General features: G+C 49.1%; 14 protein-coding genes. 2 read left to right on the plus strand and 12 right to left on the minus strand.

The genetic code is table 11. The features are described 5' to 3' along the window. Positions 1-38: 38 nt before the first annotated feature. The 11 genes from Q354_RS28155 to Q354_RS0104870 all read right to left on the minus strand — a co-directional run bounded on the left by Q354_RS28155 (position 39) and on the right by Q354_RS0104870 (position 6,428). Entirely contained in the window at positions 39-191 is a 153-nt protein-coding gene (locus tag Q354_RS28155) for a hypothetical protein (protein ID WP_156948197.1), read from the minus strand. 429 nt (positions 192-620) lie between these two features. Beyond that, positions 621-1,238, minus strand: a complete 618-nt coding sequence (locus tag Q354_RS0104830; RefSeq protein WP_156948199.1) for a class I SAM-dependent methyltransferase — start codon at positions 1,236-1,238, stop codon at positions 621-623. Between the two features lie 229 nt (positions 1,239-1,467). After that, positions 1,468-2,253: a metallophosphoesterase family protein gene (locus Q354_RS0104835; RefSeq protein ID WP_027856628.1), complete on the minus strand. Its 786-nt coding sequence runs from the start codon at positions 2,251-2,253 to the stop codon at positions 1,468-1,470. Positions 2,254-2,300: 47 nt separating this feature from the next. Continuing rightward, positions 2,301-2,657, minus strand: coding sequence for a VOC family protein (locus Q354_RS0104840; RefSeq protein ID WP_027856629.1), 357 nt, complete (start codon positions 2,655-2,657; stop codon positions 2,301-2,303). A gap of 248 nt (positions 2,658-2,905) precedes the next feature. Beyond that, complete coding sequence (locus tag Q354_RS0104845) at positions 2,906-3,394, minus strand: hypothetical protein (RefSeq protein ID WP_027856630.1); 489 nt, start codon at positions 3,392-3,394, stop codon at positions 2,906-2,908. Between the two features lie 98 nt (positions 3,395-3,492). Further along, positions 3,493-3,696 carry a hypothetical protein gene (locus Q354_RS28645; protein WP_245600990.1) on the minus strand — a complete coding sequence of 68 codons (204 nt, stop codon included), beginning with the start codon at positions 3,694-3,696 and terminating at the stop codon, positions 3,493-3,495. 181 nt (positions 3,697-3,877) lie between these two features. Further along, a complete protein-coding gene (locus Q354_RS28840; RefSeq protein ID WP_281174709.1) occupies positions 3,878-4,000 on the minus strand; it encodes a hypothetical protein in 123 nt (40 codons plus the stop codon). A 111-nt stretch (positions 4,001-4,111) separates the two neighbouring features. Further along, positions 4,112-4,468, minus strand: a complete 357-nt coding sequence (locus Q354_RS28160; protein WP_156948201.1) for a hypothetical protein — start codon at positions 4,466-4,468, stop codon at positions 4,112-4,114. A 71-nt stretch (positions 4,469-4,539) separates the two neighbouring features. Next, positions 4,540-4,833, minus strand: a complete 294-nt coding sequence (locus Q354_RS0104860) for a DUF1330 domain-containing protein (protein ID WP_027856632.1) — start codon at positions 4,831-4,833, stop codon at positions 4,540-4,542. A 231-nt stretch (positions 4,834-5,064) separates the two neighbouring features. Beyond that, positions 5,065-5,640, minus strand: coding sequence for a YdeI/OmpD-associated family protein (locus Q354_RS0104865; protein ID WP_027856633.1), 576 nt, complete (start codon positions 5,638-5,640; stop codon positions 5,065-5,067). A 464-nt stretch (positions 5,641-6,104) separates the two neighbouring features. Then, positions 6,105-6,428 (minus strand): hypothetical protein, encoded by a 324-nt coding sequence (locus Q354_RS0104870; RefSeq protein WP_027856634.1) that lies wholly within the window; start codon positions 6,426-6,428, stop codon positions 6,105-6,107. Between the two features lie 338 nt (positions 6,429-6,766). Between Q354_RS0104870 and ltrA the strand changes: the two genes are divergently transcribed. Further along, positions 6,767-7,819 (plus strand): group II intron reverse transcriptase/maturase, encoded by a 1,053-nt coding sequence (gene ltrA / locus Q354_RS24640; protein ID WP_245600991.1) that lies wholly within the window; start codon positions 6,767-6,769, stop codon positions 7,817-7,819. A 315-nt stretch (positions 7,820-8,134) separates the two neighbouring features. On the opposite strand, the gene Q354_RS0104880 is transcribed toward ltrA, so the two are convergent. Next, positions 8,135-8,482: a hypothetical protein gene (locus Q354_RS0104880; protein ID WP_027856635.1), complete on the minus strand. Its 348-nt coding sequence runs from the start codon at positions 8,480-8,482 to the stop codon at positions 8,135-8,137. 203 nt (positions 8,483-8,685) lie between these two features. On the opposite strand from Q354_RS0104880, the gene Q354_RS0104885 reads away from it, so the two are divergent. After that, the coding region (locus tag Q354_RS0104885; RefSeq protein WP_027856636.1) for an IS110 family transposase at positions 8,686-9,048 on the plus strand (363 nt) is incomplete at its 3' end.

Raw genomic sequence — 9,048 nt, forward strand, 5'->3', positions numbered from 1 at the left:
ATCACAGACCCGATAGCGAAAACAACCTCGGCCCGGCCTCACGACTGACGATCAGCCCGAAATCTGAAACTGAGATAGACGATAAGGGCTGCACTGATATGAAACACCGTCAGGGCAACCAGCGGCCCGGATACCAGGCCATCGGCAATAAAACCCGACAAACGGGATAAGTTCTCTGTGAATTCAGACATCACTACGCATCCTCGGAACCTAAGAGATCAATCGCAACGGGCCTTAAGCAAGCCCCCGGTAACCCGGCCTGAGCTGACCGGGTTAAAGCTTGTACTCAGAAAAGGAACTATCGGATCAGAATGACTGACTGGGCGTTTCCTTACCCATCACCCGAGCGCTGGCAAGGGTCTTTCCAGCACCGCCTGTCCCGGATGCCCGTGCAGTTGGTTATAGCGGTTGGTCGAGATAATATGCTGGAGCAACAAAAACGACAGCGTCAGCAAGGGATGGCAGCGGGCAAGGCAGTTCGGGGAATCACACAACCCAGCGCAGTCACCGCCACCCGGTGCAGCAATTATGGAGCCGTCATAGCAATGCACTTACATGGCGATCAGACCTGACAGTGGCAACTCATTCACGGTCAGGGCACGGCCAGATGCAGTGCGAAATCAGGCAGCCTTTTCGGAGAAAACGGTTAATGCGATCCAGGGCTCGACTTCGCCGGCAAGACTCATCGCCTCGCCCAGCTGGATATCAGCCACCATAAAGCCCGCATCCTGCAGATAGCTGCATAATGCTTGCTGGGAGTAGTAGCTGTAGAAGCGGCCGATCTTATCCCGGGTAGCACCGCTACCCAGCTTCATCGCCAGATGCATTACTCCATGCGGTTTCAAGGCCCGGTTCAGCGCACGCAGGATATCCGGAAAGACCTCCTCCGGGGCATGCAGCAAGCAGAAGTTCGCCCAGACGGCGTCATAGGTATTGCTGCAATCGATATCCTGAAACAACGCCTGCCGGGCGCCGATATCAAACTTCTCATTGGCCCACTTCACCATCTCTTCGGAAGCATCAGTGGGATCAACCCGCAGCCCATGATCACGCATTGTCACCGAAGAGAGCGCCGGGCCGCAGCCAAGATCCAGCACATAGGCCTCCGGCGCCAGCCGGGCGATAAACTTCAGTAACAACGGATCAACCGCTTCCGGGTCGATCACCTCGACATAGCTTTCGACCTGATCGTTATAGACGTCAATGGTTTCCTGATCAGCCATAGTGGTGTTTTTCAAGATAGTCTCGTCCTGCAAGGTAGTGTCGTCCTGATAGTTACTGTTACTGGCGGGTACCCTGTGCCGGGCCCGACGGTTGCTCACAGAGATGATAAAGCACGGCCATCGATGATGCCGAAGGCGATCCGGGGAAGCAATAGAGGAAACTGAATAGCGGCAACCCACACTCTCACCCGCGCTAAGCGGTTAAAAAGAACGCACAGGTAGTGCTTGTCCTGCCCCGAGACAGCTACAGCGATTCCGGCGCAGCTACCGTCACCTCCACCACCAGGTCGGAAACAAAACAAGGTGTCTCAAACTCGTCGGGATAGCCACCGGGGTTAGCGATAACCCTTGTCCCCTTACAGACTAAATCAACCGGTTCATGCACATGTCCGTGGACCCAAAGGACAGCTTTCCCCATAAACTGATGCAACCGGGATGCAAATACCGGCGACAGCGAATCACCCCGATAGCGGGTCGGGATACAGTCGGCGAGTGGTGCATGGTGCGTGATAACCACCTTAGGTCCACAAAATGGAGTAGACAGCTCACGCTCCAACCAACTGATCGCTTCACGATGCAGGCGCTGACTCTCCTGCGGTGTAAACGCCGTCCCATCCGGCTGCTCGATCAGACTGAAATCAGGCACGACCGCCAACGCCCGCTCATAGGTCATATCAGCCTCGTAATCGGGATCATCCGCATACAGGGCAAAATCGGTCCAGAGGGTGGTACCGATAAACTTAACTCCGCCCAGTTCAACACTGGTGTTATCAAGCAGATGGACGCCCAGGCGTTCAGCTTCAGAGCGCATCTCGGCCCGCAGTGCAGGCATCGAGTGGCCATAGAACTCGTGATTGCCCGGCACGTACAACACCGGCACACCTGCAAAGCGCTCGGCGGCCCAGGCGAGCCCTTGCGTGCCGGTGTAAATATCTCCCGCCAATATCACGGCATCTGCCTCTACATCGGGCAGATCCAGCCCTTGCGCGTAATGCTCCAGATGCAGATCAGATAGAATCCTTAAACGCATATCACCTCCCTGAACAGATGCTGTTTTGAGATCAGTGATCCGATCAGTTAGCGTTTCTCAGACCAGACCGCAAACTCATTGCCGCTCGGCTCAGTAAAATGGAAACGACAACCGCCGGGAAAATCGAAGATCTCCCGCACGATGACACCACCATTGGCGGTCACTTTACTCAGGGTCTGATGGATATCGCTGCTGTAGAACACCAGCAGTGCCGCGCCGTTTGACGTCTGGCTACAGGCATCTGCCCTGAAGAAACCACCGTCCAGCCCCTGGTCTGCAAAGGCAGCATAGTCCGGGCCATAGTCAACGAACGACCAGCTAAAGACAGCAGTAAAGAACGCTTTAGTCGCTTCCAGATCCTTTGCCGGAAACTCTACATAGTTAAGCTTTTCGTGGGTGTTCATCATGTTTTCTCGGTAGTTAAGCCCGTTTAGGGCCATCAAAATAATTTCAAGCACAGAGAGTATGAGACAAACAGCGCTAAGATCCAGCTACGCGGGCTTACGACAGCTTGCACTCAACAGGCCAGGATAAACCTGACCACAGCACAGAAGGTATCGACTAATCGCGGGGCAATCGGATGCATAACGCCTGCGTATGTATGAGGTAGCGCAGACCTCCCGGCATCATAGTGATACACATTACGGCATCGCTATGTCTTGCATCGCTTCGGCCGCGTGAGTCTTACATTATTCAGGCTAACCCTTCCCACCCAATACCCGAAGCGCCCGTCAAAATCATCTCCGATGTTATAGATAAAATTTACCTCTTCGAGCAGCCTCTTAGAGCCAAACCTAGTCTCAATATACACAGCCTCACCCGTTCGAAGTTCCACCAACTTCAACTCAACAACACTTGGAATGACCGGAATATCGTTAATAGTTCCACCTTTCAGGGTTGAGAAATGCAGTTCATTTTCGTTGTCACTGTTCTTGAAAAACATGCTTTTATTGACACCAGATAAAACCCGAATGTTCTTTTCTGAAATATTTTTCAGATAAAATCGTGCAAAGTACTCATAAGGATAGCGGTGCCCTGCCTCTGTTTTCTTGCATAGCAACATCGGTGAGAACATCTCAAGCTCAGAGGATAAAACACTTGAGCTTAAGAAAAACAATAAGGTTAAGGTGAAAGCCTTCAATTTTTAATCCCCTGAAGACATACTGTTTCTATATAAAGTCAGTAATTTATTATGAGCCCAGGACAATAATTCATATATTGAACTCTCAACCCCAATCACTAATTCCTGACCTGACCGTTAGCTAATTTGACCTCATAGCTCATGTAGCGGACATCAAACGGAAGATGTGGAAAGGCCTTTACCTCACCTTCAATGAACCCCAGTTTCAAGTACCAATTATTAAGTTTTTTATGCTCAGCAATTATGCCGATGCTAACTCTTTGAATGTTTTTAGGTGCTGTGTATCGAACGATGTGTTTCACCAGTTCCTCCCCGATGCCATTATATCGGCACCTTGGGAGTACAGAAATTACGATTTAGGTAAGCAACACCAAGTCTTGGATTATCAAAAGCTACGCGCCCGACACCTACACTTCCTGTTTCATAGATGCAGTACTTTTCGCCACGGCGAAACCCGGATAAAGCCCAGTCTTTTTTACAGAATCAAGGATGCTTGGGATTCTTGTCGATATTCAGGCCAAATACTTCAGCTACATCCTTGTTCGATTCGCTGATGATCAATGAGATTTCTTCATCATCATTCTCTGCCATTGCCACTATGCTCATGTAATTCCCTTTACACTCTTCACCCAGTATAAACTACGCCTGCATTATTAGCTGGCTCGGAGTGCTACAGAAAACCGCTGATCGTCTCTCGACAATATGCGTCTGTTAGTCTTACGCATGATATGAACAGCCTTCGATTAGTATCTGGCCATTATGCTTTCTAAAACCGTAGATCAGTAGACCGGGCTCTGCTCGTTTTTCCAAATCCACTTTCCACAATACAATCACATGATCTGGATTTCTATGTATGGCAACCAAATCAGCGATTGTGTGCTTGCCATATATGTCGTAGTTTTCTTCAATTTGCCGATTGAATTCTTCTTCGGGAAAATGTTCAGCAGGATCTTCATCAAGAAAGTATCGGACAAAATCACTGTAGCATTTTTCATTCCATGCATTCTCGGTGTGCTCAGCGAGTGGCCTTACTATATCGAGTATTTCCCTGTCACTAAGTTCTTCAGTTTTCATCGTATTCTCCACAATTTTCACAAAGGCTGACACTCACTGCGTCCAATGCCTTTTGCGGTTGGCTGCATTCTCTAAGTATCTGAACTATACTCAGGAACTAACATCACAATGCCATCTGTAATCTCATTTCTAAGCTTAGAGAGCTGCCTGGCCTCTGCAGTATCATAGAACTTCTTCGCAGTATCGATGCTTTTAAACTTGTACATAACCATATTAGTATATGGCGTACCTTCAAGAACGCGTACACCGCTGCCGACGACTAATTCGCCAGAGTACTTTTCCAGAACAGGAAGAGACAGAGGGCCTAACTCACTGATTCTCTCATCATCCAGGATATTATAGTGATAGATTATATATCCGCTCATTAGTGTATTACCCTTTATCAGTTAACAGAGCTGCCGGATCAAAATTTTTATTTTAAAAATACCCACCTCAGACACTCCCCTATTTTTCTTTGAATTAAAGCGATACAGCAGTAATCAACAGAGAGCGAGGTATGTTGATCGAATTATTAGGGAGCACCCATGAGGCAAGCCTCAGGGGTTATTTCGCCTATTGACTCGGGGGCGGCTCATATGTGTTATGCCGTATTCCACTCATTTGGGCTTTTCTTCGTGAACCAGCATGTTCATAAATTTTGCAAACCGCTTTTGTCTGGTTTCTGGTTTCTTCGCACTTGTCAATCCGTACGCTATAGCATAACGACTCGATTTATTGAGCGTTTCAAAAAACTGCTTCACATTCGGCTCGCTCTCCAATGCTGCCAGGAAATCCGCGGGTACTTCCATTTCGCTTACCACATAAGCGTTTTCCCAACGACCGTCAGCTTTCGCCGCACGAACATGCGCTAGCCCTGATTCCATCATTCGGCCCTCACTTATCAAACGTTCCGCATGCTCTGTGTTCCTTTTGGACCAGTTGCTTCGCGCTTTTCTGGGAGTAATACGCTGAAGATAGGCTTGGTCATCAATTGACTTCTTAACACCGTCGATCCACCCCCAACACAGGGCCTCAATCACGACTTCGTCCCATGTCACGCTCTGAATCCCCGTATTTTTCTTGTATATCTTCACCCATATTTCACTTTCAGTGGCGTGATTCACCTTGAGCCACTGGCCGAGCTCTTTCGGTGTTGCAAATGTCATGATTCTCGATGGATTGGGTACAGGCATCAAATTATCTCCCCTTCGGCATAATGCCCGCCTCAACTGCCGGAGGCCAGATTGCAGGCGCTTTTTAATTTTTGGCTAGCTTGGTGCATAAAACCTCGACTATACCAGCCGCATTAAAATTTAGTTTGTAATGATGCCTTGATGAGATGGACAGCCTCCGCACCTGAATCTAGTAATTCGACTGCTGTACGCTTTGACTGATCCCGCTACTAACGGGTACACCCAGGTGATCCAACCTTCCTTGAATAGGACAGCCAGAGTTGCCGAGTAATTTCCAGTGGCCTATACGATGCTGGACCTCCGCTATGGCGGCACTTCTGGTGCATAAGAGACCCTCTATATGTGTTTGTTACCGCACAGCAGGTAATCAACAGAAAGGATCGAACTATTAAAGAGCACCCATGAGGAAAGCCTCAGAGGTTACTTCGCCTATTACGCGGGGACGGCCATATGTGTTATGCATTTTATTTTTTAATCGAACTAGCCATCCTTTCAACGTCGATTCGCACCTCTTCTGGCACGTCATCGATTGAAATAAGCCCTTGGTGTACTCCGAACACAACAGAAAATAAAGGATCATTCATGCAGTATGTTTTATATAGTTCTCTGGCTATACCATCATGATAATCGTGAACCGCCTGATTTACGTCCCAAACCTCGATTTCACCAGCCTTCCAAGCCTGAAAGTGTTTGTATACGACGTCTAAGCACCGGCTCAAATCTTTTTCATATGCCTGTGATGCTAGCTCATTCAATATTTTCTTGGTTTTCTTCGAAATATCAGTCATAGCATTCTCGATGCATAACGTTCATGTAAGCGGGCGCCGGAGTGCCAGCGTAAGGAACCAAAAGCGGAGCTTTTGGCGTTCCGATTGACATGCTTGTGTACGCCCGGCATGGGCATGAACTTATGGGGTGAAAGTCCCCTGTAGGAGAACCAACGTCGATGGCAAATCGGGGTGATCATACAGTTCCTTGTGAGCGGTTGATTCCCTGCGTTGAAATCCATTGAACGACAACTACTAGCCGAAGGCAAGGGCAGTCCCGCGAGAGGCTGTCTGGAGGAAGCCCGAGCCCTATATGTCAGCGTAGTTGTCACCTGAACATTTAGAACAAAGGAAGAGCCTTGTCAGACCTGAACACGCAAATGCCGTCCGGCGATGACGTGACTCAGCGCCATGACCTGAAGCCAGCCTTTAGCCATGACCTGTTCGAACAGGTTCTGCAGCGTAAAAACCTGCAGACCGCATGGAATCGCGTTCGAGCCAATAAGGGGGCAGATGGTATTAATGGCATGACCCTCGATGAGTTCCCCGCTTGGGCCAAAGCCGGCCACTGGAAAACGGTGACGACTGATCTGGAATCAGGTCAGTACCAACCGTCACCGGTTCGGCGTATTGAAATCGATAAACCGGATGGCGGTAAACGCCAGCCAGGGATACCAACCGTCACCGACCGCGTGATCCAGCAAGCCATTGCCCAGGTACTCACGCCCCTCTTCGATCCCGGCTTCTCGAAGCACAGCTTCGGTTTCCGTCCGGGTCGAAATGGGCAGCAAGCGGTAAAGCAGGTACAAAGCCTCATCAAGGAAGGGCGGCGATTCGCCGTGGATGTTGATTTCTCAAAATTTTTCGACCGGGTTAATCACGACTTATTAATGACGCATCTTGGCCGCAAAGTGCAGGATAAGCGTCTATTGAAGCTGATTAGCCAATATTTGCGCGCGGGGATTATCGATAACGCGTTCTATATTGAGAGCCGGGAAGCTGCACCTCAGGGAGGACCATTATCCCCTCTGCTGGCCAACATTATGCTCAATTCGCTGGACCAAGAACTTGAGAAACGTGGGCACAAATTCGCTCGCTACGCCGATGATTTTTCGAGCTTGGCAAAAAGTCGACGTACCGGCGAACGGGTACTCCGCTGCATCAGCTATTACCTGAAAAACCGCCTGAAACTGGTCGTTAAAACCACCGAAAGCCAATTCCTGGGATTCACCTTCCGGGCAGGATGCATTCAATGGCACCCGAAAACACAGTTGAAGTTTAAGCAGCAAGTTCGACGATTAACGAACCGCAACTGGGGAGTCTCGATGAGATTTCAGCTTTTCAAGGTCAACCAGTTCCTGCGGGGCTGGATCAACTACTTTGGTATCGCTGCTCTGCGTCGGTCTGGATAACTGGATCAGGCGTCGGGTGCGGATGGCCTATTGGCGACAGTGGAGAAAGCCACGCACCAAGGTAAGGAACTTAATGGCGCGTGGCGTCAGAGTACAAGCCGCAGTGGCATGTGGCATTACCAGCAAAGGCCCATGGCGCAGCTCAAAAACACCGGGAATCCAGGAAGCATTGAATAATGCGTATCTGAAATCCCAGGGGTTATATGCACTGCGTGATGGATGGATCAGGCTTCACCATTCTAAGTGAAACGCCCTGTGCGGACCCGCATGCAGGGTGTTGTGGGGGCTGGAGGCTAGATACCTCCGGCTACCCGATTACATTTTGACTGTGAAGCCATTGCTGATTACCTCAAGTTGTCCGTTACCGTTAAAATCAAATTTGTAGTGCTTGTACTCTTCTTGAGGCCCGATTTCACCTTGCTTTACATGCTCTGCCAGCCATTGTGAGTCAGTAATTATGTGGCTTCTATCGTATGCCTCACCATCAATGAATGCTTCAATCATTTGCCATTTAAAGGCGACGGTATCTTGAAAGAACACTTCACGTTGGATTTCTTGCCAATCCTTGAATCTAAGGACTAAATCACCCTCATCTATATCAATGCTTGGGAATTCAGCGTCCGCTGTGGAAAACCCTGGATCTATAATTTCTGCTCGTTCCATGCTCGATCTATTTTGAAATGTAACGCCGCTATATGGGGCACTTTTTATGAAGTAGATTTTTGGCGCAAAATGGCGAAGCTGTGCCAAAACGGAGCGTAGTAAAAAGTGTCCCTATGATAGCTTTGATACTAATTGAGCCTTCTCCGTCCAGCCCGGCAGATTGCCTAGGCTGATAGGTGACCAAACCAATCCGGAGAAGGCTAATGAGATTTTACACCAATAACCACCGTTATTACTGTGGTATCGATCTACATGCCAGAGTCCTGTACGTCTGCATCCTCGACGCGTCCGGTACTGTTGTTGTTCACCAGAACATCCCCGCCACCGCGATCGACCTGATTGATGTACTGGCACCGTTTATGAAACAGGATCTGGTCGTCGGAGTGGAATGTATGCATTGCTGGTACTGGGTTTCCGATCTTTGCCGGGATTTTAAAATCCCCTTCATTCTTGGGCATGCCCTCTACATGCGTGCCATACATGGCGGAAAAGCAAAAAATGACAAAATTGATTCCCTCAAAATCGCCCGGTTAATCAAAGGCGGTATGTTTCCGCTGGCTTACGAT

The sequence above is a fragment of the Marinobacterium jannaschii DSM 6295 genome, assembly GCF_000620085.1.
Lineage (GTDB): Bacteria > Pseudomonadota > Gammaproteobacteria > Pseudomonadales > Balneatricaceae > Pontibacterium > Pontibacterium jannaschii.

Excerpts from the sequence above, each read along its gene's own strand:
- Q354_RS28840 (WP_281174709.1), bottom strand. The coding sequence starts at position 4,000 with ATGAGCATAGTGGCAATGGCAGAGAATGATGATGAAGAAATCTCATTG.
- Q354_RS0104865 (WP_027856633.1), bottom strand. The coding sequence starts at position 5,640 with ATGCCTGTACCCAATCCATCGAGAATCATGACATTTGCAACACCGAAA.
- Q354_RS0104880 (WP_027856635.1), bottom strand. The coding sequence starts at position 8,482 with ATGGAACGAGCAGAAATTATAGATCCAGGGTTTTCCACAGCGGACGCT.
- Q354_RS0104835 (WP_027856628.1), bottom strand. The coding sequence starts at position 2,253 with ATGCGTTTAAGGATTCTATCTGATCTGCATCTGGAGCATTACGCGCAA.
- Q354_RS28155 (WP_156948197.1), bottom strand. The coding sequence starts at position 191 with ATGTCTGAATTCACAGAGAACTTATCCCGTTTGTCGGGTTTTATTGCC.
- Q354_RS0104860 (WP_027856632.1), bottom strand. The coding sequence starts at position 4,833 with ATGAGCGGATATATAATCTATCACTATAATATCCTGGATGATGAGAGA.
- Q354_RS28160 (WP_156948201.1), bottom strand. The coding sequence starts at position 4,468 with ATGAAAACTGAAGAACTTAGTGACAGGGAAATACTCGATATAGTAAGG.
- Q354_RS0104870 (WP_027856634.1), bottom strand. The coding sequence starts at position 6,428 with ATGACTGATATTTCGAAGAAAACCAAGAAAATATTGAATGAGCTAGCA.
- Q354_RS0104840 (WP_027856629.1), bottom strand. The coding sequence starts at position 2,657 with ATGAACACCCACGAAAAGCTTAACTATGTAGAGTTTCCGGCAAAGGAT.